Consider the following 19466-nt stretch of genomic DNA (forward strand, 5'->3'; position numbering starts at 1 on the left):
AAAGGAATGATTCAATTTGAGAAAGCTTTCATTATTAATTGCGGGGTTATTTCTATTCGGCCTCTTTACTGCCGGAATGAAACCGGCACACGCGGCGGAGAGCTCCGCAGCAAAAGATGTCACTCTTACACAGCTGGCGCCGCATGTCTGGATGCATACAAGCATCGGTACGGCAGACGGAAGTCCCGTCCCTGCGAACGGATTGCTTCTTGAAACTTCCAAAGGAATCGTACTGATTGATACTCCGTGGAATGACAGTCTCACAGAGCAATTAATGACAGAAATAAAACAGCGGTTTCCCGGCAAAAGGATGACCGATGCCATTGTGACACACGCCCATGACGATCGCATCGGCGGGCTGAACATACTGTACAAATACGGTGTAAAGGTGCACAGCACGAAGCTGACCGCCGACTTCGCCCGGCAGCAGGGATATCACCGGCCGCTCGGAGATTTGAAAAACGTGACAAAGCTGCAGTTTGGCGATATGAAAATTGAAACGTTTTATCCGGGAAAAGGGCATACGGAAGACAATATTACCGTCTGGCTGCCTGAGGATAAGCTCTTATTCGGCGGTTGTTTAATCAAGGCTTTAGAAACAAAGGAAATCGTGCCAACTCCGGGCTTTTATCCGGATCAGTGGCCGCGCGCCGTCCGCAAAGTCATGAAAAGATATCAGGACATCAGCATTGTCGTTCCGGGCCATGGCAGTCCGGGGGATGACCGTCTGCTGCCGCATACGATAAGCCTTCTGAAAGAAACGTAAAAAAGAAGACCGGCGCTCCCATTACGGAGTGCCGGCTTTTTTATCTCTTCCTGATTTTTATAAAACTGAGGAAAGCAAGTGCAAGCGCCAAAACGGTATATCCCGCTATCGGCCAAATATGCTGATGAAAGGAAGAATAATCTCCGGATATGACTTCCTGGGCCAGCTCGATCGAGTGAACAAACGGTAAGGCATAAGCGATATGTTTGAATGTGTCACCGAGCAGGCTCACCTCCATCCAAGCTCCGCCCAGAAATTGCACGAGTGTAATATAAATCGTTCCGATACCTGAAATTTGTTTGTCCGTAAACACAGCCCCTAAACATAAACCGAAGAAAACGGACATCATCGCAATCGGCAGCAAGACAGCGATACCTGCGAGAAGATTCATCCACTCGGCGGATAAACCGGCAGCCGCAGCTGCGATAAAACAAATGATGATTTGTAAAATGGCTAACGGCAGCATCGGCATTGCGTAACCGATAACATAATCGGCTGTTTTTAAAGGGGAAGCAAACAAACGGGTCAAAAGGGCGGTCTGTTTGTCTTTTGCGATCAGCAATGCAGAGAACATCGTAAGGAAAGCGAAACCGAAAACAATGAGTCCGGGTGCTAAATGCTGAATTTTAAAGGTATCAAGCGGCGCATTTTTTTCAATCGCCGTAAACAGAAACAATAGAATAACAGGCAGTGCGATTCCAAGAATGATAGATAAGGGATCACGAAAAATCTCTTTGCGGTTGCGAATGGCGAAATCAAGCATAAAGACCCGCCTCTCCGTCACAAATCGCTAAAAAGGCATCTTCAAATGTGGCTGAATGAGTTTGTTTTTTCAGATCCTCCGCCGTGCCCAGTGCTTTTAATGTCCCATTTTCTAAAATGCAAATACGATCTGCCAGTGCTTCAGCCTCTTCTAAATAGTGTGTCGTTAAAATAATCGTCATGTCTCCCTTTAATGTCTCAAGATTTTTCCACAACTCGCGGCGTGAACGGACGTCCAGCCCTAATGTCGGCTCATCTAAGAAATAAATATCCGGTTTTGTAATCATGCCCATTGCGATGCTGAGGCGGCGCTGCATTCCTCCTGATAAGGTTTTGGTTTTTGCTCTTTCTTTCTCTTTTAATTGAAACAATTCGAGCATCTCATCTGTTCTTTTTTTTGCTTCTTTTTTCGGAATTCCGTAGACTCCGGCTATAAACTCTAAGTTTTCCCGTACGGTTAGATGAGGAGCGATGGCTGTTTCCTGCGGGGACATGTTCAATTTCGGTTTTATTTTATCCAAATCAGTCAAAATACTGTGTCCAAGCACTGATGCATCACCCTCATCCGGAGAGAGGAGTCCGCAAAGCATACTGATTAATGTCGTTTTTCCGGCTCCGTTCTCACCGAGTAAAGCGAAAAATTCCCCTTTCTCAACTGAGAACTCAAGACGGTCAACGGCGGCGGTTTCTTTATAATGTTTCGTTAATTGCTTCAGCTCAATCGCGTGCATTTACTCGTCCTCGCTATCTGCGTCGATTTGCTTAGCGTTTAAAATATCTTTTGCAAACTCGAAAAAGAGTTCTTGTTTAACAAGTGCGATACCTTGCTGGTCATCCCCAAGCATAAGCAGTGAATCCCCCGGATTTATATCGAAAACATCTCTTGCTTCTTTAGGAATGACAATCTGTCCTTTTGTGCCCACTTTAACAGTCCCGAATATGTGTTTTCCTTTTGGTGCCGTCATGTTTATCCCTCCGAAATATGAATTGTATTTTTTGTATGAATTGTAATACTTAGTATACTAAACATACATTAACCTTCCATAAAATGCAATAAATTTCATGAAATAGTATGATTTTCATAAAAAAAGCACTCCTGCCATATCAACAGGAGTGCTTTTGATTTTATTGTTTGTATTCCTTTATCATTTCCAGATGGGGGATGCCCGCATCGAGAAATTCTTCGCCGGATGTGACGCGGTATCCTTGTTTTTCGTAAAACGGAACCGCCTGCGTCTGCGCATGTAAGATAAAGCTGCCGGCACCCTTGGCTGCAGCCGCTTTTTCAAGCGCCTGCATCATGATGGCCCCGACGCCTAAAGAACGATGGCTTTTCATTACGCAGATGCGCTCTAATTTTCCATGCCCGTCTTTCAAGCGCCATCTGCCGGCTCCGACCGGCTGGCCGCCGTCATATATGACTATATGCTCTGACGTGTCTTCGAATTGATCAATCTCTTCTTCTTCCGGAACGTGCTGTTCTTTCACAAAGACCTCTTTTCTGACGAAAAAAGCGTCGTTCAGCTGTTTTTCAGTTTTTACGATGATGGATTCCAAGCAGTTATTCTCCTCCGCCTAATAAAAATGTTTCGTACACAGTCCATGAGCCGTTATCCAGCTGATAGAGCAGGTGAAAACGGTCGATGACTTCTTCGTGGGAAATGTCTTGCATTTTCAGCTGTCCGAGTACGTCGGAATGTTCATCTGACGACAGCTTCTGGCCGACCGTGACATGCGGAACGAAGCTGTATTCCGGCTCGCCGGATAATGCTCCTGAGTAGCATTTCTCACTCAGAGATTTTAATTCCTCTGTCGGCTCTGCTTTCATATATATCACATTATTCACAGGAGAAAACGAGCTGTATTTTGTGATTTTCAGAACGAGCGGATGCGACTCTTTCGCCGTCTGTCTCAGCTGTGATACGACCTGCTCGATTTCCTGTTCTGTCGCTTCAAACGGATCTCTTACCGTCAGATGCGGCGGAATGAGCGCGTAGCTCGGGTCGTAGCGTTTCCGGTACGAATTTGCGAGATCCTGTAATTTTTTTGATGGAAATAAAACAATACCGTATTTCATGAAAGTTCCCTCCTTAAATGAATGGTTACAGCATTTTTTTCAGCGCCGGCGTGATGAGCGGCTGCCAGTATGTCCATTTATGATCCCCGTCAAAGGTTTCATACGTGTATTCAGACTGTTTGCTTTCCAGCAGCTGTTTGAGCTCTTCGTTCGGCGCGGTGAAATCAAGCACCTGGCCGTCCGTCGTGTGGACGGCGGTTTCTTTTTCTCCGATTTGATGATAAACGGAAATCTGTTTGAGATCCTCCGACTGCCGGACGGCATCCAGCACGTGCCCGTCAACATACGGAGACTGCATGATGACGTTTCCAAACATGTTCGGATAGTCAATCGCCGTCATGAGCGAGACGGTTCCGCCGAGGGAATCCCCGATCATGGTGCGGCCGTATCCGACTTGATAAGTCGGGTATTCTTTGTCGATAAAAGGAACGAGCTCATTTGCGATAAACCGTTTATATGAGGCGAACTTAGAGCCTTCGGGATGGTATGTGTTTCTTCGCTCCCGCACATTTTTATATGGGACGCCGATAATGATGCAGCGGTCAATTTCCCCTTTTGACATAAGCTCTTCCGCCTGACGCCCGATTCTCCCTAATCTGAAATAATCATGGCCGTCCTGAGCGATGACCGTATGATATTTATACAGGGGGGAGAAGGTGGCGGGCAGATAGACCAAAACGGTCATTTCCTCTTCAAGCTCATGGGAGAAAAGTGTTTTCTCATGAATGATTCCGTTTTTTGATGCCACTTCGCATTCCTCCAGGCCGCGTCTTGTCTTGATGGTTTTTTCCTATTGTACCATGAATTATTAGAAATTTCTTTCTTCAGATGCACTTCTTGCGAGAGTTCAGATAAATAAAAAGTTGTTGAAATCCATTTTATAGTGCGTTAATATAGAACAATCAGAAAATACAAAACAATATTCTTATCACGAGAGGTGGAGGGACTGGCCCTTTGAAACCTCAGCAACCGGTTTGCTTTGCCGCGGGAAGGCAAAGTGCCAAGGTGCTAAATCCAGCAAGCGATTCACATGCTTGGAAGATAAGAGGAAGAGAAAAGCTCCTTCTTCTTATGAAGAGGGGGCTTTTTTATTTTTGAAAAAGGATGGTGCTTACTGATGACGCAGCATGTTGAAACAAAATTAGCCCAAATTGGAAATAGAAGCGAAGAAGCAACGGGAACGGTCAGTCCGCCGATTTATCTGTCCACCGCTTACCGCCATAGAGGAATAGGAGAATCTACAGGTTTTGATTACGTGCGCACGAAAAACCCGACACGCCAGCTCGTCGAAGACGCCATCGCCGTGTTGGAAAACGGTGCGAGAGGATTTGCTTTCAGCTCGGGAATGGCAGCCATTCAAACCATTATGGCTTTATTTAAAAGCGGGGATGAATTGATTGTATCCTCCGATTTATACGGAGGCACGTACCGTTTGTTTGAAAACGAATGGAGAAAATACGGCTTAAGCTTTATTTATGATGATTTCAGCGATGAAGACTGTTTACGCTCCAAAATAACGGAAAACACGAAAGCGGTATTTGTTGAAACGCCGACAAACCCGTTAATGCAGGAGGCGGACATTGAAAAAATCGCCCGGATTACGAAAGAAGCCGGCCTGCTTTTAATTGTGGATAATACGTTTTATACTCCGGTGCTCCAGCGCCCGCTTGAACTGGGAGCGGACATCGTCATTCACAGCGCCACAAAATATTTAGCGGGGCACAATGACCTCCTTGCCGGTCTGGCTGTCGTTAAGGATGAAGAGCTCGGCGACATCATGTTTAATCACCAAAATGCGATCGGCGCCGTTCTCCCGCCGTTTGATTCGTGGCTTTTAATGAGAGGGATGAAAACACTCGGACTCAGAATGCGCCGTCATGAAGAAAACGCCCGTGAACTTGCAGAATTTTTAGAACAGGAAGAGGAAATCGCCGACGTGTTATATCCCGGAAAAGGCGGGATGCTGTCTTTCCGGCTGCAAAAAGAGGAATGGGTCAATCCGTTTTTAAAGGCGCTGAAAACGATCTGTTTCGCAGAAAGTCTCGGCGGGGTGGAAAGCTTTATTACATACCCCGCGACACAGACGCACATGGACATTCCGGAAGATATCCGTATCGCAAACGGCGTCTGCAACCGCCTGCTGCGTTTTTCAGTGGGCATTGAACATGCAGAAGATTTGAAGCGGGATGTAAAGCAGGCATTACAGCAAGTAAAAGAGGGGGCCGTGTCATATGAGTAATCACAATTGGACGCTGGAAACCCAGCTCGTGCACAATCCATTTAAAACAGACGGAGCCACCGGAGCCGTCAGCGTGCCGATCCAGCATGCTTCCACATTCCATCAGTCTTCATTTGAAGAATTCGGGACATATGATTACAGCCGCTCCGGCACACCGACAAGAACAGCGCTTGAAGAAACGATCGCAGGTCTTGAAGGCGGAACGAGAGGTTTTGCTTTCAGCTCCGGTATGGCGGCGATTTCGACGGCATTTCTGCTCTTATCCCAAGGCGACCATGTTCTCGTCACGGAGGATGTGTACGGCGGAACATTCCGCATGGTGACTGAGGTTCTGTCCCGTTTCGGAATCGAACATACCTTTGTCGATATGACGGACACAGAAGCGGTCGCCCGCGCCATCCGTCCGAACACGAAAGCCATTTATATGGAAACACCGTCAAACCCGACGCTCGGCATCACGGATATTAAGGGCGTCGTCAAACTGGCAAAGGATCACGGCTGTCTGACATACCTTGACAATACATTCATGACACCTGCTCTGCAGCGTCCGCTTGATCTCGGTGTAGATATCGTGCTTCACAGTGCGACGAAATTTTTAAGCGGCCACAGTGACGTGCTGTCAGGCCTTGCTGCCGTAAAGGATGAAGAGCTCGGCAATCAGCTGTATAAGCTGCAAAACTCGTTTGGAGCGGTGCTCGGCGTTCAGGACTGCTGGCTCGTATTGAGAGGCTTAAAAACATTGCAGGTCAGACTGGAAAAAGCGAGCCGGACGGCTGAGCGGCTGGCTGCCTATTTTAACGGGCATCCCGCCGTCAAAAACGTTTACTATCCCGGCCTTGCCGGACACCCGGGAGCCGATACCCATAAACGTCAAGCGAGCGGAGCGGGCGCCGTCCTGTCCTTTGAATTGGAAAGCAAAGAAGCCGTCAAAAAGCTGGTCGAAAACGTATCGCTTCCGGTATTTGCCGTCAGCCTCGGCGCCGTTGAATCCATTCTCTCATACCCTGCAGCCATGTCGCATGCCGCCATGCCGAAAGCAGAGAGGGAGAAACGCGGCATCACAGACGGCCTTCTGCGCCTGAGCGTCGGAGTCGAAAACGCCGAAGATTTAGAACGCGACTTCGAACAGGCATTGAAAAAAATAACCCCCGCCCAAGTGAGATCATAAACGAAAAGGGCGCCGTCAATTTTGCGACGCGCCCTTTTTTATTTTAGATAAAAAAAGTGTTGACGAATGAGAAATCAGGATATATAATTATAAATGTCAGAGAGACAACAACATACCCAGCAACACATACATATCATGATTCCGTAGCTCAGCTGGGAGAGCGCTACCTTGACAGGGTAGAGGTCGCTGGTTCGAGCCCAGTCGGAATCATAGCCAAAACCCTTGCGTAGCAAGGGTTTTTTACTTTCTTTTAATATAGCCGGTTTATCAAATTCGTAAGTTGTTCGCAAACTGTTGGCGAACTTGATTTTTTGGCTCGAAATTTATTGGCCGTATCTCTTTTTAGGATCAAAATAGTTGAAAAGTTCAACTAGTGATGCCGTCAAGTAGATCCAAACCGCACTGTCGGTATTGCATTTCTATCCGGATAAAAAAGCCAAAAAATCGGTATCAATATAAAAAGGCCCTCTCATAAAATGGGGGCCTTTCAGTGTTCTTTTAAATAGCCTCTTTTAGTTGTTCTATTACACTTTTCAACCATTCTATAGGTGGTAAGCCAATTGTCGGGAAATATATTTCTGCATTACACTTTATAATGTCTTCCTTTTCTTCTTTAGTTAGATCGCTATTTAGAAACTCTTCGCAATACTTTACTGTAAATAGCAAACCTTCTTTACTAATTTCCTCAATAAATTCGTCTAAGGCGTGTTCAGGGGATTGGATATCTTGATGAAATGTTGCACCTAAAAAATTTTCTAATTCATCTAAGAAATCATACCTTTCATCCATGATACTTCCTCTCTTTCTATTTGGTTGGATATCCTGTAAGGATAAAGTTACCGTTATTATCTTTTTTGAGTACTATTTTTGCGTTTGTAACGTTTTCTACTAGTTCTGAATTTCTTGATACACTTCTGCCGATTATTTCTCCATCGCCCTTGTATCTTAACATTAATTTAGGTTTTTTAGGATCATCAATCCAATTTTCGATTTTCTTTATATTTTTTGGATCGTTTAAAACTGAATTAGCAATTCTTTCAGCGGTAGCCCTATCTTTAAAAGTAGATGAAGCTGTAATATGTGGGTTAGGATCAGTTTGCAGTCTTTCTATTAATTCTTTATCTGTTTTCCCAACATGCCTTTCTATAAGGTGTCCGCCTTTTGCCTCATGAGCAGCTAAGCCACCGCCTGGTGCGAGAGGGGTACTATCACCTTGTTTGACATTACCTATGGCCGTGTTGTTAGAAGTTTCAGATTTTCTGAGCACACTCTCTTTCTGATCTTCAATAATACTTTTCAACAAAGGAGTATTCTTCACATTGTGAGTATTTTCAATATCCTGTGCTATTCCGGCAAGCGCGGGTTGGTACTTGTTTTTTGAAACGGAATTAATATAGTCTTTTCCTTTTTCAATCCCGGTTTTCACATGTTTTGCAGCCGCTTTTTCACCGGCTTCCAATACGTTATCCACTTTGGCGGCGCCTGTTTTGGCGAGCTTGCTTGATACTTTTACAGCTGAGCCGGAACCTTTGAGCCCGACGATGCTCCCGATGGCGTAAGTGATGTAATGGGATCTTGAATACGCATCCCCGTTAACCATTTTATCATTCCACGAATCCGCCAGGTTTGTCCATATGATTTTTGCGTAGGAGGGTGTGTTCAATACAGCCGATATGGTTTTAGCGACTTTTTGTTCATCGGAGAGATGGTAAAAATCCCATGCGCCGACAGCGAGATCTTTGACGCCTGTTATGGTGTCTTTTCCCACATCATAAAGGCCGACGCCTATTCCTTTGACGATATCCCAAGCCGTTTCTCCGACTTCTTCGAGCTGTTTTGCTTGTTCAAGCTGCATCACATATTCCACCTGAGCGGGTTCAAGGTTTTCATAGCCGATCTTCTTCGCGATTTCCAAATACTCATCCGGATCGGTGACACCATCGGCCAGCTTTTTCTTCAGATCCTTGATTTCACGCTCTTTCGCCTCTTCCTTTTTAATCGTCAAATAAGCATCCGAATGTCTTGCAATCTCGCCTTTTTTCTTATGGGTGTCGCTTTCACGGTACGCCTTGGCGTTGTAGTGAAGCGGCGTGGCGTTTTTTCCTTTGCCCGTAGCGTTTTGAAGCTGCTCAAAGTCGGCTTGGATGAACTGTTCGTTCGCTTCGGTTTCTGCGTATTCTTTCGTAAGATCGTGATCAAGTTTGCCGAGTTTATGTATCGTTTCGCTTCTTTTTTTGTCAGCTGAAGACAGCTTTTGATCCGTGCTTTCCGTTGAAAACAGATCAAGCGAGATGATGTCTTCGATCTCTCTGAGGATGGACCCCATGTCCTTTTTTTGCCCTTCCATCATCGCCTTTGATTTGCTGAGGGCGTGGGTGAGCTCGTGCTCCAGAAATGATTCCTCCACATGTGAACTGGAAAGTCCGGCATCTTCGACCTTGCCGGGAAGGCTTGTGAGAAATGCGATTTTCATGTCGATCAGATCAAGCCAGCTGTCTGTGACGCCGGCGTGGTCTTGGAAAAAGGCTTTGATGTTGTCAGCGCCCCGGCCTGAAAAGTCGCTGTCACCGAGGTCAGCCATACCTTGAAACGCTTTTTTTAGATTGACCATCTGGCCGCGCAGTTCTTTGTATTCACTCGCACGCTGTTTGGCGGCGGCGAGGAGGGTGGTTGCTTCGAAAACTCTCATGACCATATCCTTTCATACGAAATACTTTAACAAGATATTACCATGGAAGAATGAAGGAAAAGCCAAATAAGTATTTTGAAAGTGCAAAATGATTAATTTGTTCTGGGTAAATTTACTTATTTTAAGATCGGGAATTGGGGTAGAGTTAGCTTTGGGTTGAATCGGTTGTTAGAACATCATGTGACGCACCTCCTTTGAAAAGCATACACACATATTAGAGGGCTGAAATTCACCCGAATGAATTGGGATACGGCGGCCCAAACGGCTTTCCGCATGGAACCAACCTGGGCAACTGGTCAACAGCTTTAAAAACTTCATCTTAACAGGGAAGTGCGGCGGGCATTGGGAATATAAAGGAATATAGGCTTACAGCAATGAAGGATGTATGAAAATCCGTCAGACGGCGAAGGAAAGGCAATCTCCATGTGTTGTGACAGTTCGAATGCGGGTGTATGGAACTTCCCATTCATCCGAGTTATGTCAGAGGGACGAAAAGACTTTTTTTGAGGAGGAAGCGGAATGATTGAATTTACACGGCCATCGCCTATGAAGAAAACATGCACGATGCACCCGGGAAAGGAATCTGTCAGAGCGGTTTCGTTTACTGATTTTAACGGCAATTCTGTAACAGTAACCCTTTGTCAAATGTGTCTGGCTGAATTAAAAATGAAAGCCGCGACTGAATACAGGAGCATGACAGAGGAGCGGGCCAAACTGAATCGTTTCAAGATTGGTGATCATGTGTATTTAGAGCATTTGGGAGTCGTCAGCGAGATAAAAAACATGGAAGGCGTTCAAGTGGCAAACAGGACAGACGCAGACGGAGTCCGGAAGGCTACCCCTAAGGAAATCGCAGAATACAAAAAACAGGGGAAGCATTAATTAAAAAACTATTCAAGTCAATCATTCTATCAGCAGTACTTACGGAGAGCGGCGGCCGTTGCGCCGTCTGCCCGCCGCATGGTCCAGCTGGCAAAATGAATTCGGGTGGAGCGGCCGGCCATGTATACCGCGACATACAAGGCCGGCGCCTCCACTGTGGACTGGAAAGCCGAGAAAAAAGGATCAAGAACACTTTATTACACGGCCGGCGTATACAAGAAGCGCAGTGGCAGTGGGCTGACTGATACGAATTTAGTGCAACGGGGTAGCTTCAGAACGGCAACGCCTCTGAAATCATTCAACGTGAAAACGATCCGGAATAAGACCGGGAAAGGAACCTATGTCATTCAGTTGGACTGTTATTCTGATTCCGGCAAGAGGAACTATATCGGAACATTTGAATCAGCTAAATTTCAAATCAAATAAGGGGGATTCGATGGCGCTGAGAATAGTTTTTCTGCTGATGGGGTTAGGATTCTGGTTTTATTTTCAGTACGAATATAGGCCGGACATGAAAGCGAACATCACATTAATAGGTGCAATCATTGCATTCACGGCCCCGGCGTTTTTTCAAGATATTGATAAATATACGGAGAAAAAGAGGTGATTATTGCTGGCTTCTAGGTTCTGTTCCCATAAGGAATAGGATATCACTAACCTTGGTCACTTCCTAAAAAAAGTGAATCTTTTTAATAATTCTCTTCGTAAGAATGTACAGAGGTGGTGTGACATTATGATAGATGTTGAAAATGAACTGTTCAAGCTTTATCAGGAAGTGAGTAGGGTTAAGAAATTTAAATACTTTTATATTGATTCACCCTTTTTAAAAGAAGAAGAAGAAAAAGTCCAAAAGAATAGGATTTTTGTTGTACTAATTTGTAAATTAATATTTTATTTAATCGCTTTAATATTATGTGTTTTTGTCTTATATCATTACCTTCAGGGAAAAACGTTCTTAATTGGATTAGTAGCTAGCTCCTGGGTTTGTTTAATTATCGCTTTTTTTAGTATAAGGAAGGCCTTAACTAAGTTTGCATTGTTATCTGGCTATAGTAAAATCTATCTTTTAAGAAGAGCAAAAATTTATGAAGCTTTTAAAGAACATCTGGAAACTCGTAAATTTAATATAAACCAAATAGAGAAGTATCTTTTACCTTATTTGAAATCAAGTAATGAAGATAGACAAGCAGGTTCTGTAACAACTTTTTTAAAAATTATCATTCCTACTATTTTTGTTTCAATGATTACCAGTTTTTTACACTTATTATTAATAGTGCTGTTGAAGAGACATATTTTAGACAAGAAGAATTTAATCAAGCCATGTGGCTATGGGTTATATTAGGGATTAGTACAATTGTATTAGGATCTATGGTTTTTACAACAATACATTCTTTTCACAACAAATCAAGTTATAATAAAAATTACAAATTGCTGGAAACACTTTTTATAATTATCTATTAGAAAAAGGTAAGCGATCTATAAAAAAACCAAAGAGAAGATCTTAATATCTAAGTCCAAGACGGAAAGCCTGCGTACACTGAACTTACAGCATTAGCGCTGTTTGTTTGGTGTCCGTTTTTTATTTGAGCGGAGGGATGACATGAAGCAGAAAAAGAACAAGCCCAATAATAACACGCAGAGCGCTCAGATCGTTTCTGGCAACAAATGATGAGCACGAACATGCAAATACTTAAACGAGGCAAGGGCGGCGCATTTAAGCGCAAATAAGGGAGGAATCAGAATGCAGGATTTAATCATTGAGTACAAACGAGCATTAAGAGAAATAAGAAAAATGTACCGGCTCTACAAAGATACGGCTGAAGTCAATCTGACGGCTGAACAGATCAACGACAAAAAGATGATCAGTAGCATGATCAGCGATATTGCATTCACTCTTGAATGGCTGCAGAACGGAAGACAGCCCGGCGCCCGCCGAGGTGCTGACAGAAGAGACGCATATCAAAGGACGATTCTTACTGATCCTCGCTTAATTGATGCGCTGCCAGAAGAATACGCAATCGTTCAAGAAGCTGAGGGAGAGGTAAGTGTTGGGATAAGGAAAGAATTGCTGACGCCCTTTTTTAAAGTGGAAGATTGTTGGTCAGCTGTTGTCCAAACAGATGCAAGCGGGTGCGCTGGCGGCTATCTATCCCAATCCGAATAAAAAGGTAAAGAATTTGGATTGCTGGTGGTAATGTTCCGAAAAACGGAAAAATGCGTATAGAAGGTTTCAGGTCTATAAAAAGGTAGGTAGCTGAACTAATACTTTACAAAGTAAAGATCAAAGATCATTCTTTATAAATAAATTTAAAAATTTACCGATAATAGTATTGTTCTTTTCTAGATTAACTTTTCGGAGAGTGATTTTTTTGAAGAAAAACATACTTATAGTTTTGTTTCTTATTTTTTTAAGTGCGTTACTCACTACTACTGCATCAGTAGAAGCTCAAAATGCAGATCAAACTGAAGTGAAAACTTGGGAAGGTAAAGAGGATTTACCAAAGGAACTATCTCTTTTTAGTACTGCGGTTATTGACGGTAAAATCTATGTAATTGGTGGTAATAATAACGGCAAAGTTCAAAACCAAATTTATGTATATGATCCTAAACAAAATAAATGGATTGAAAAAGTTTCTATGAATGAAGGGAGAGAAGGTGCAGCTATTGCAGTTGTTGATCATAAAATCTATGTAATCGGAGGTTATGGCGAGGATAATTCTGGTTCGAAGACCTATTTAAAAACTGTTGAAGTATATGACATTAACACAGATTCATGGACAAAAGGTATAGAATTACCTAAACCTCTAACGGGATCATCTGCAACAGTTATAGGGAAGGATATTTATTTAATAGGTGGATTTAATCCTAGTGAAGGTCCAACTTCCAACACTTATATTTACAATACTGATACTAAAACCTGGTCTGAAAAAAGTTCTCTGCCGATTCCATTAAGAGCTTTAAGCACAGCAACAGTAAAAGAGAAAATTTATGCTATTGGTGGCGAAAATAAAAGTGGTTTTAGTAATAGCATTTTTGAGTATGATCCCAAAACTGATAATTGGACCTTTAAATACTCTTTGAGGGATAAATTAAGCTATATAGCTTCTACGGTTTACAATAATAAAATTTATTTAATGGGAGGATCAGATTCAAGTAAAAAAGCATCAAATAGTTCAGTAATTTATGACCCTGTTGCAAATACAGTTAACGATTTTCAAAATCTAACCAGTTCTCGAGTAGCTGCAGGTGCGGCGACAATAAAAAATAATATTTTTATTATCGGGGGAACTACTAAAGGTGGCTCTATTGCTGTAGATACATCAGGTATGGTGAAAACAGTTCAGGTGTATACAGAGAAAAACCCAGATGACAACTTGGGAGATCCGAGTTCTGGTGGCAATATTCCTGAGGAAGGGCACGCTGATCGAGCTATCCTTACTATAACAATGACAAACGGACTTGAAAAAGAATTTGATCTTTCGATGGAAGAGTTAAATAGTTTCGTTAACTGGTACGATCAAAAAGACTCGGGAACAGGCCCTTCTAGATACGAGGTGGACAAACACGACAATAATATTGGTCCGTTTGAGAACAGAAAAGATCATGTTATTTTTAAGAATATCCTTACTTTTGAAGTGAATGAGTATTCAACGAATAAAAGCAGTAATCAGAGTAACAAAACCTCTTAACAAAAAACAGATTTACATAAAATCACCTCAAATTATTTGTTAAATGGTTAATGCTCTTTTGAGCCGAGGATCTTTCCTGTTAGAGTATTATCTATTAATCTAACGTTAAATTGCGGGCTTTGACCGCCTTCGTGGGGGGCAGTAAACATTTCTGCTCGATTGATTGACTCTGGTTGTTTACCGTCAGCGAGTGTTTTAATTGAAAATTTCAGCTGCTTTCCTAACTGTCACGGAAAACATCTCACAGGAAATATATTGACTTTCATCCTGTTTGTAATGTTAATTAGAAGATGTATACAAAAACATTATAATGAGGAGGCCTGAGTGTGAAAAATAAAGCGAGAATACAAGTTGGACTATGCATTGGACTTTTATGTTTAAGCTTTACCGGTTTCAGCCCTTTATTCGGCTCTACGCACGCTGAAGCAAAATCCATAGAAGACACAAAAATGACAAGCTGTACAACGAACAAAAAATTTGTTCAGCTTGAGAAAAAATTTGATGCCAGGCTTGGGGTTTATGCGATTGATACGGGTTCAAACAAGACAATCGCCTATCGGCCGAATGAACGGTTTGCTTACGCATCAACCTATAAAGTTTTGGCTGCAGCTGCTGTTCTGAAGAAAAGCTCAAATGAAAAACTTAATGCCATCATCCGCTACAGTAAAGACGATTTAGTTACATATTCTCCAATCACAGAAAAACACCTGGATACAGGCATGAGCCTGAAAGAAATCTCAGAAGCCGCTGTCCGTTACAGCGATAATACTGCCGGGAACCTATTGCTGCAGCAGCTTGGCGGCCCTAAAGGTTTCGAAAAATCACTGAAACAGATCGGGGATCATGTAACGAAAGCGGATCGATTCGAGACGGATCTAAACTCTGCGATTCCCGGGGATCGTCGTGACACAAGCACAGCAAAGGCACTGGCAACTGATCTTAAAGCGTTCACTTTAGGTAACACTCTCACGACTGACAAGCGCACGATCTTAACGGATTGGATGCGGGGCAACGCTACCGGCGACGAACTGATTCGGGCAGGCGCTCCTGCAGGATGGGAAGTCGGCGATAAATCCGGAGCCGGAAGTTACGGGACGCGAAACGACATTGCGATCGTGTGGCCGCCTGACAGAGCTCCAATCGTTTTGGCAATCCTGTCAAACCGATTTACGGAAGATGCCGATTATCATAATGCTCTTATCGCTGAGGCTGCAAAAGTCGCTCTTAATGATCTTAAATAAACATTGCCGTTCATTTTTTATGGACGGTTTCTTATATGTTGAGAATGCGGTATGCCGGTTTCGATGTTATAATGTAAAGCCATAAAATGATGGGAAGAGGGGGAGTTTCGATGCATTACATAACGGCATGCTTAAAAATCATCAGTGATAAAGACCTTAATGAAATAATGAAGGAATTCAAAAAACTTGAGGAAGAAACGAACAAAGAAGAAGGCTGTATTCAGTTCCATGCTCATCCGCTTGAACCATCAGAACGCAAAATTATGCTTTGGGAGATTTGGGAAAACGAAGAAGCTGTTAAAGTCCATTTTACGAAAAAACACACAAAAGACGTTCAAAAACAAGAATTAACGGAAGTAGAATGGTTAATGAAAAGCAATGTGAGTGAGTAAAAGGCTTTGTCTGTTGTTGGCCGACTCTGCCGGTAACAATCATCAGTTTCATTCATTAAAACCCTTGCTGCGCAAGGGTTTTTTACTTTGAAAAGTTCTTTATATCGCAGTCTTTTTATGGGTAAGGAACAGACTTGGAATGAAGATGGCCGCAAGGATGATGACGGATACTAAGAATCCGGCATGGTAGCCTTTTAAACTGTTCGGAATCGTTGGCTGCAATCCTTGTATGACAGTTGCGGTAACGGTTGCAATCACAGCTGACCCAAAGCTGGAACCGAGGTTTTCAATCATATGAATACCGACACCTGCTTCCGGAAGCTGTTTGCTGTCAAGACCTGTATAAGCGTCACTCATTAATGGGAGCATAATTCCTCCAAAACTGGTGCCGCGGATAAATAATACGACGGAAATCCAAATCATACTTGTGTTATCGGTGATAAAAATAAGCGGGATAGATCCGATCAGCGAAAGAACAAGACTGACCGTAACCACGTATTTCGCACCGATCTTATCAATCATTTTTCCGATCAGCGGACGAGTCACGAGCATTCCGACTCCTTGAGGGATTAAAGCGAGTGCTGCTCCGACTGCCGTGAACTGACGAATGTTTTGAAAAAACAGCGGAAGGATTAACATCGGCCCCATGATGGCAATATTCGCTAAGAACAACCCAATTGAAGAAGCTAAGAAGCTCTTGTTTGCAAACAAATTCATAGGCAGCACGGTTTGGTTTTTCTTGATCAGATTATATACAAGATAAATGACTGCTGAAACAAGACCGATGCCCGCCCATAAAATGGTGTCGCTATTGTTAAATGATGCATGATCCGTCGCTTTCGTAATACCGTACATCATTGCCGCGCTCATTAATGATAAATTGATAATCCCGAAAATATCGAGTTTACGATCTTTGTTGAATGGTTCAAAGTCTGGAATGGTTTTCATCATAAGCGGTGCGGCAATCAAAGTGATGAACACGTTGATGTAAAAAATCCAATGCCATGAAGCGCCTTGGACGATGAAGCCTCCGATGACAGGTCCTAAGATCGGGCCGAAGATCATAGGGGTGCTGACAATTGCCATCACTTTTCCCAGGTTTTCCGGACCTGCCGTTTTAACCAAGAGTGTTGACATAAGCGGAGTGATAATGCCGGCGCTGAATCCTTGAAGCAAACGGAAGAAGATGAAGCTGGAAACGTCACGGCTCATTCCCGCAAAAACAGAAATGACACCAAAGGCGATGACTGAGCCGATGAAGATTTTCTTACCGTTATATTTATTCATAAGCCAGCCGGATACGGGTACTGCAATCGCAAGTGCTAACATATAGCCTGTAACGGACCACTGAATGGTATCCAATGTTGTGTTGAAGTCATTGGTCAGTTTGGCGATGGCGATGTTTACCATCGTAGAGTCAAGCATTGGAGCAATTGCTCCCAGTGCAATAGCCCAGGCGGCTGTGAGAACTTCTTTTGGCAGCCGAAGTTCCTTTCTTTTATGTGTTGACATATTATTCTCCTCTCAAAATTGCTGTATTTGTTTCCTTGTCAACAAAATAATAGAGTGATTTTGTTTCTTTGTCAACAATAAGAGAGATATAAAAAGGCAGCCCGTTTTCATGGAGCGGGGCTGCCTATGGTTTTATTCCGATTTGATGTCTGCACCAAGTTTCTTTATTTCTGAATCCAAATGCCTGCTGTATGTTTCCACGAAGCTCAGCATTGTGTCAAATTGTTCATCAGTTACTTGTTCAAACACGATTTTGTCCCGTTCTTGAAACTCTTTGTGCAATTCCTCGTGAATTTTATAAATGACTTTTCCTTGCTCGGTAAGCCTGAAATAGATTTCTTTCTTGTTAAGCGGCTTCTGATAGCTTTCGATAAGGCCTTTATTGATAAGCTTCTTCGTTAATTTACTTATAGCGCCTCTTGTCATATAAAGGGACTCCGCAAGTTTTGTCACATTGGCGTCTTCAATTTTTTCGATGAATTCGATGCAATGCACTTCAGAAGGTTTATGCCCCTTGAGGCTTTCTTCCATCTTCAGCCTATTCAGCCACACCATCTTGTTAAAAAAGTCCCTGAAATCCGTGAGGAGCTGTTCTTTTTTGTCCATGGCCCGTCCTCCTGCTCGGTGGTGCTTACACAATATTATAAAATGTTTGTTTCTTTTTCAACAATCGTAAAGTTATTATTTAGGAACTGAGAGATAGTGCGCAGAAATAAGAAGGAGGGGGAACAGAAGAAGTTTTTTATTTAAAAAGCGGCTTTTTAACCGAAACGTGGTTTTTCGGGTATGTTTCTTTTCGTATTCGTTACTTGCTCTTTTTCATAACAGGCCAACTCTGCAGCCTTACAAAAAAGCAGGCTGAGAAAAGAGCCTGCTTTAGAATTGCATCAATCATTTTCCTGTTGCGGCGTCATGAAAAGCGTCAATTGCGGTTGTGTATTTCAAGACGTTTTTAGACACTTTGGCGGTTGCGCCTAATGGATACGCGTCTGACAGAACGCTGGAGTGAGCTTCGGGTTCCCAGTAAAATACGCCGGTTCCTTTGCCGTTCGGAACGGCTTTCACCAGTTTTATGGTGTCTTTTATGGTCCAGTAGGAATCTTTCGGATTATTTTCATCTCCGCCCAGTTCAACCACCATGACTTCCTTGTTATAGCGTGAGGCGATATCATTCAAATTAGATGATAAATGGCCGGTGAGCTCCCAGTACGGCTTACCTTCCCAATAGGGATAGAACGAAACGCCGATGATGTCGGTTTTTCCTCCGTTTTTAAAGAATTGATCAAACCACCATCTGAATAGGCTGTTGTCCGTGCCGTGTGCCAAATGGCTGATTACCTTGGTGGCCGGGCTGACGGATTTCACGGCGTCATAGCCTTTGTTCAGTAAGCCGGTCAATTTGCTGAAATCGCTCGTGCTGCCGTCGGGCAGTAAAATTCCTGAATTCATTTCATTTCCTACTTGCACCCAATCAGGGGAGATGCCGTGATTTTTAAGTTCTTTCATGACATCGTACGTATGGTTATACACGGCTGCCTGCAGCTGGCTGTTTGAATAGCCGGTCCATTGGTTCGGCTTGATCTGGTGGCCGGGATCAGCGAACACGTCACTGTAATGGAAGTCTACCATTACTTTCATTCCTAACGCTTTTGCCCTTTTGGCCCCCGCAAGTACGCCCGCTTTGTCACTATAGCCGAGCATGGTCCATGTTGTGCCGTCTTTCAGCCAATAATAGCTGCTTGGCGGATTCACAAACACTCTCAGTCTCACGGCATTTATTCCGTGATCTTTAAGAATCTGCAAGGCATCTTTCTGTTTCCCGCCGTCATCCAGCCAGCGCACACCTTCATCCTCCATTTGTTTCAGCCATCCTATATCCGCGCCATAGGCAAACGGGGCATCCGCTTTTGCTTTAGGAGACTTCTCAAAGAATGTAAAAGCGGTGAAAATGAGAGAAAGACAGATTGCGTTTACAAATACACGTTTCAATCGGTTTTTGAACATCACAATACCTCCTGATAAAAAAGATTGTTGATTGATTTCACTCTG

21 protein-coding genes, 1 tRNA gene, 2 pseudogenes and 1 riboswitch are annotated in these 19466 nt (G+C 43.3%); of the genes and pseudogenes, 13 read left to right on the forward strand and 11 right to left on the reverse strand.

Annotated elements, in window-relative coordinates:
• The first annotated feature begins 16 nt into the window (after window positions 1-16).
• Entirely contained in the window at window positions 17-766 is a 750-nt protein-coding gene (gene bla, locus ACWJJS_RS07005) for a subclass B1 metallo-beta-lactamase (protein ID WP_369614314.1), read from the forward strand.
• A 40-nt stretch (window positions 767-806) separates the two neighbouring features.
• On the opposite strand, the gene ACWJJS_RS07010 is transcribed toward bla (ACWJJS_RS07005), so the two are convergent.
• The 6 genes from ACWJJS_RS07010 to ACWJJS_RS07035 all read right to left on the reverse strand — a co-directional run bounded on the left by ACWJJS_RS07010 (window position 807) and on the right by ACWJJS_RS07035 (window position 4353).
• On the reverse strand, window positions 807-1529 hold the full coding sequence (locus ACWJJS_RS07010) for an ABC transporter permease (protein WP_369614313.1): 723 nt from the start codon (window positions 1527-1529) through the stop codon (window positions 807-809).
• Window positions 1522-2259: an ABC transporter ATP-binding protein gene (locus ACWJJS_RS07015; RefSeq protein WP_060675068.1), complete on the reverse strand. Its 738-nt coding sequence runs from the start codon at window positions 2257-2259 to the stop codon at window positions 1522-1524. Before ACWJJS_RS07015 ends, ACWJJS_RS07010 begins: the two co-directional genes overlap by 8 nt.
• A complete protein-coding gene (locus ACWJJS_RS07020) occupies window positions 2260-2493 on the reverse strand; it encodes an AbrB/MazE/SpoVT family DNA-binding domain-containing protein (protein WP_003154973.1) in 234 nt (77 codons plus the stop codon).
• 160 nt (window positions 2494-2653) lie between these two features.
• The gene (locus ACWJJS_RS07025; RefSeq protein ID WP_077722072.1) at window positions 2654-3085 is read right to left on the reverse strand and encodes a GNAT family N-acetyltransferase; all 432 of its coding nucleotides are present in this window, start codon (window positions 3083-3085) and stop codon (window positions 2654-2656) included.
• 4 nt (window positions 3086-3089) lie between these two features.
• Window positions 3090-3605 (reverse strand): YjcG family protein, encoded by a 516-nt coding sequence (locus ACWJJS_RS07030; protein WP_003154969.1) that lies wholly within the window; start codon window positions 3603-3605, stop codon window positions 3090-3092.
• A 25-nt stretch (window positions 3606-3630) separates the two neighbouring features.
• Complete coding sequence (locus tag ACWJJS_RS07035) at window positions 3631-4353, reverse strand: esterase family protein (RefSeq protein ID WP_060675072.1); 723 nt, start codon at window positions 4351-4353, stop codon at window positions 3631-3633.
• Window positions 4354-4527: 174 nt separating this feature from the next.
• A riboswitch (SAM riboswitch) is annotated at window positions 4528-4653 on the forward strand.
• A 69-nt stretch (window positions 4654-4722) separates the two neighbouring features.
• Here ACWJJS_RS07035 and ACWJJS_RS07040 point away from each other — a divergent pair.
• The 3 genes from ACWJJS_RS07040 (at window position 4723) to ACWJJS_RS07050 (ending at window position 7222) form a co-directional block, all read left to right on the forward strand.
• On the forward strand, window positions 4723-5844 hold the full coding sequence (locus ACWJJS_RS07040; RefSeq protein ID WP_052585709.1) for a methionine biosynthesis PLP-dependent protein: 1122 nt from the start codon (window positions 4723-4725) through the stop codon (window positions 5842-5844).
• Window positions 5837-7012, forward strand: coding sequence for a cystathionine beta-lyase (gene metC, locus ACWJJS_RS07045; protein ID WP_082997850.1), 1176 nt, complete (start codon window positions 5837-5839; stop codon window positions 7010-7012). Before ACWJJS_RS07040 ends, metC begins: the two co-directional genes overlap by 8 nt.
• Before the next feature lie 137 nt (window positions 7013-7149).
• Window positions 7150-7222, forward strand: a tRNA-Val gene (locus tag ACWJJS_RS07050).
• A 288-nt stretch (window positions 7223-7510) separates the two neighbouring features.
• Here ACWJJS_RS07050 and ACWJJS_RS07055 read toward each other — a convergent pair.
• Together ACWJJS_RS07055 and ACWJJS_RS07060 are read right to left on the reverse strand one after the other, a co-directional pair.
• Entirely contained in the window at window positions 7511-7801 is a 291-nt protein-coding gene (locus ACWJJS_RS07055; RefSeq protein WP_015417243.1) for a contact-dependent growth inhibition system immunity protein, read from the reverse strand.
• Between the two features lie 16 nt (window positions 7802-7817).
• On the reverse strand, window positions 7818-9701 hold the full coding sequence (locus tag ACWJJS_RS07060; RefSeq protein ID WP_454023441.1) for a T7SS effector LXG polymorphic toxin: 1884 nt from the start codon (window positions 9699-9701) through the stop codon (window positions 7818-7820).
• A gap of 519 nt (window positions 9702-10220) precedes the next feature.
• On the opposite strand from ACWJJS_RS07060, the gene ACWJJS_RS07065 reads away from it, so the two are divergent.
• The 9 genes and pseudogenes from ACWJJS_RS07065 to ACWJJS_RS07105 all read left to right on the forward strand — a co-directional run bounded on the left by ACWJJS_RS07065 (window position 10221) and on the right by ACWJJS_RS07105 (window position 15905).
• Complete coding sequence (locus tag ACWJJS_RS07065) at window positions 10221-10583, forward strand: hypothetical protein (RefSeq protein WP_094247046.1); 363 nt, start codon at window positions 10221-10223, stop codon at window positions 10581-10583.
• Window positions 10583-11009, forward strand: a pseudogene (locus tag ACWJJS_RS07070) (hypothetical protein). The gene ACWJJS_RS07065 and the pseudogene ACWJJS_RS07070 overlap by 1 nt, the downstream one beginning before the upstream one ends.
• A gap of 10 nt (window positions 11010-11019) precedes the next feature.
• Complete coding sequence (locus tag ACWJJS_RS07075; RefSeq protein ID WP_164672394.1) at window positions 11020-11190, forward strand: hypothetical protein; 171 nt, start codon at window positions 11020-11022, stop codon at window positions 11188-11190.
• Between the two features lie 126 nt (window positions 11191-11316).
• Window positions 11317-11925 (forward strand): hypothetical protein, encoded by a 609-nt coding sequence (locus tag ACWJJS_RS07080; protein WP_454023442.1) that lies wholly within the window; start codon window positions 11317-11319, stop codon window positions 11923-11925.
• Window positions 11926-12183: 258 nt separating this feature from the next.
• Window positions 12184-12311 (forward strand): annotated as a pseudogene (locus tag ACWJJS_RS07085) (hypothetical protein).
• Window positions 12312-12324: 13 nt separating this feature from the next.
• Window positions 12325-12747 carry a hypothetical protein gene (locus ACWJJS_RS07090; RefSeq protein ID WP_254068275.1) on the forward strand — a complete coding sequence of 141 codons (423 nt, stop codon included), beginning with the start codon at window positions 12325-12327 and terminating at the stop codon, window positions 12745-12747.
• A 196-nt stretch (window positions 12748-12943) separates the two neighbouring features.
• Window positions 12944-14272 (forward strand): Kelch repeat-containing protein, encoded by a 1329-nt coding sequence (locus tag ACWJJS_RS07095; RefSeq protein WP_454021652.1) that lies wholly within the window; start codon window positions 12944-12946, stop codon window positions 14270-14272.
• A 320-nt stretch (window positions 14273-14592) separates the two neighbouring features.
• Window positions 14593-15513: a class A beta-lactamase gene (bla, locus tag ACWJJS_RS07100; RefSeq protein WP_454023550.1), complete on the forward strand. Its 921-nt coding sequence runs from the start codon at window positions 14593-14595 to the stop codon at window positions 15511-15513.
• Window positions 15514-15623: 110 nt separating this feature from the next.
• Complete coding sequence (locus tag ACWJJS_RS07105) at window positions 15624-15905, forward strand: putative quinol monooxygenase (RefSeq protein ID WP_077722075.1); 282 nt, start codon at window positions 15624-15626, stop codon at window positions 15903-15905.
• Between the two features lie 99 nt (window positions 15906-16004).
• Here the strand turns inward: ACWJJS_RS07105 and ACWJJS_RS07110 are convergent, their stop codons facing one another.
• The 3 genes from ACWJJS_RS07110 to ACWJJS_RS07120 all read right to left on the reverse strand — a co-directional run bounded on the left by ACWJJS_RS07110 (window position 16005) and on the right by ACWJJS_RS07120 (window position 19421).
• Window positions 16005-17417 carry an MDR family MFS transporter gene (locus ACWJJS_RS07110; protein WP_454023443.1) on the reverse strand — a complete coding sequence of 471 codons (1413 nt, stop codon included), beginning with the start codon at window positions 17415-17417 and terminating at the stop codon, window positions 16005-16007.
• A gap of 132 nt (window positions 17418-17549) precedes the next feature.
• A complete protein-coding gene (locus ACWJJS_RS07115; RefSeq protein ID WP_070081651.1) occupies window positions 17550-18023 on the reverse strand; it encodes a MarR family transcriptional regulator in 474 nt (157 codons plus the stop codon).
• Between the two features lie 285 nt (window positions 18024-18308).
• The gene (locus ACWJJS_RS07120) at window positions 18309-19421 is read right to left on the reverse strand and encodes a glycoside hydrolase family 53 protein (RefSeq protein ID WP_102421798.1); all 1113 of its coding nucleotides are present in this window, start codon (window positions 19419-19421) and stop codon (window positions 18309-18311) included.
• Window positions 19422-19466 lie beyond the last annotated feature (45 nt).

Source organism: Bacillus sp. JK106 (assembly GCF_053663355.1).

What these genes read in the sequence shown, in the direction of transcription:
- ACWJJS_RS07060 (WP_454023441.1), bottom strand. Translation starts at nt 9,701, where the DNA reads ATGAGAGTTTTCGAAGCAACCACCCTCCTCGCCGCCGCCAAACAGCGT.
- ACWJJS_RS07110 (WP_454023443.1), bottom strand. Translation starts at nt 17,417, where the DNA reads ATGTCAACACATAAAAGAAAGGAACTTCGGCTGCCAAAAGAAGTTCTC.
- ACWJJS_RS07065 (WP_094247046.1), top strand. Translation starts at nt 10,221, where the DNA reads ATGATTGAATTTACACGGCCATCGCCTATGAAGAAAACATGCACGATG.
- metC (WP_082997850.1), top strand. Translation starts at nt 5,837, where the DNA reads ATGAGTAATCACAATTGGACGCTGGAAACCCAGCTCGTGCACAATCCA.
- ACWJJS_RS07020 (WP_003154973.1), bottom strand. Translation starts at nt 2,493, where the DNA reads ATGACGGCACCAAAAGGAAAACACATATTCGGGACTGTTAAAGTGGGC.
- ACWJJS_RS07115 (WP_070081651.1), bottom strand. Translation starts at nt 18,023, where the DNA reads ATGGACAAAAAAGAACAGCTCCTCACGGATTTCAGGGACTTTTTTAAC.
- ACWJJS_RS07075 (WP_164672394.1), top strand. Translation starts at nt 11,020, where the DNA reads ATGGCGCTGAGAATAGTTTTTCTGCTGATGGGGTTAGGATTCTGGTTT.
- ACWJJS_RS07080 (WP_454023442.1), top strand. Translation starts at nt 11,317, where the DNA reads ATGATAGATGTTGAAAATGAACTGTTCAAGCTTTATCAGGAAGTGAGT.
- ACWJJS_RS07040 (WP_052585709.1), top strand. Translation starts at nt 4,723, where the DNA reads ATGACGCAGCATGTTGAAACAAAATTAGCCCAAATTGGAAATAGAAGC.
- ACWJJS_RS07030 (WP_003154969.1), bottom strand. Translation starts at nt 3,605, where the DNA reads ATGAAATACGGTATTGTTTTATTTCCATCAAAAAAATTACAGGATCTC.
- ACWJJS_RS07010 (WP_369614313.1), bottom strand. Translation starts at nt 1,529, where the DNA reads ATGCTTGATTTCGCCATTCGCAACCGCAAAGAGATTTTTCGTGATCCC.
- ACWJJS_RS07090 (WP_254068275.1), top strand. Translation starts at nt 12,325, where the DNA reads ATGCAGGATTTAATCATTGAGTACAAACGAGCATTAAGAGAAATAAGA.
- ACWJJS_RS07105 (WP_077722075.1), top strand. Translation starts at nt 15,624, where the DNA reads ATGCATTACATAACGGCATGCTTAAAAATCATCAGTGATAAAGACCTT.
- ACWJJS_RS07015 (WP_060675068.1), bottom strand. Translation starts at nt 2,259, where the DNA reads ATGCACGCGATTGAGCTGAAGCAATTAACGAAACATTATAAAGAAACC.
- ACWJJS_RS07055 (WP_015417243.1), bottom strand. Translation starts at nt 7,801, where the DNA reads ATGGATGAAAGGTATGATTTCTTAGATGAATTAGAAAATTTTTTAGGT.
- ACWJJS_RS07120 (WP_102421798.1), bottom strand. Translation starts at nt 19,421, where the DNA reads ATGTTCAAAAACCGATTGAAACGTGTATTTGTAAACGCAATCTGTCTT.